Consider the following 666-nt stretch of genomic DNA (forward strand, 5'->3'; position numbering starts at 1 on the left):
ACCTCTGGCTATACAACGGGTATTTGATGAAAGTGAATTACTACACCGTAAGTAACTCCCACGTTTATCATGATTTACTAATAAATGACCATTTTTACAAACACCACATATCATTAAACCAGTGAAAATGTTGTTTGCTCGTTTGTTTATTTTAATGCTTTTCCCTTTTGAACTTAAAATTAGAGATGCTGTGTTAAAAATTTCTCGCTCAACAACTACAGGATAAATCAATAAACCATCATGTTCTTTTCTTAAGTCTGATTTAGTTCTCAAACGTCCCCATAAGCGATCGTCATTTAATACTTTGTGGATCATCCATGTTCCGATTGTCCGTCCATTTATTGTCATTCCGTTATCATTAAGGTAGGTTCGTATGGCGGCCTGTCCATATCCATTATTAAACATTTCGAATATTTTCCGATAAACAACTGCCTCAGACTCAATAATTGTATACACACCACCATCAGTATTAAGCCAACTAGGTGAGTGATTTGATAATACAGATCTATCTTTTATTGTATTCTTAAATCGTTTATCCCAGTTTTTTATAGATAACTTACTTTTACGATAACTTTCAGCCCGTGCTCTCGTCAAACCAGCACTAATTAAATTAGTATCGGATTTTCGGTGATGAATCACACCCCCATCACACTCATGGATATCACA

The 666-nt window shown here is 34.8% G+C and carries 1 protein-coding gene; it reads right to left on the reverse strand.

From position 1 onward, the window contains the following. On the reverse strand, positions 1 to 666 hold a 666-nt coding region (locus V1952_RS22350), incomplete at both ends, for a recombinase family protein (RefSeq protein WP_420075612.1).

This window comes from Yersinia sp. 2542 StPb PI (assembly GCF_048593855.1).
GTDB classification, from domain to species: domain Bacteria; phylum Pseudomonadota; class Gammaproteobacteria; order Enterobacterales; family Enterobacteriaceae; genus Yersinia; species Yersinia enterocolitica_E.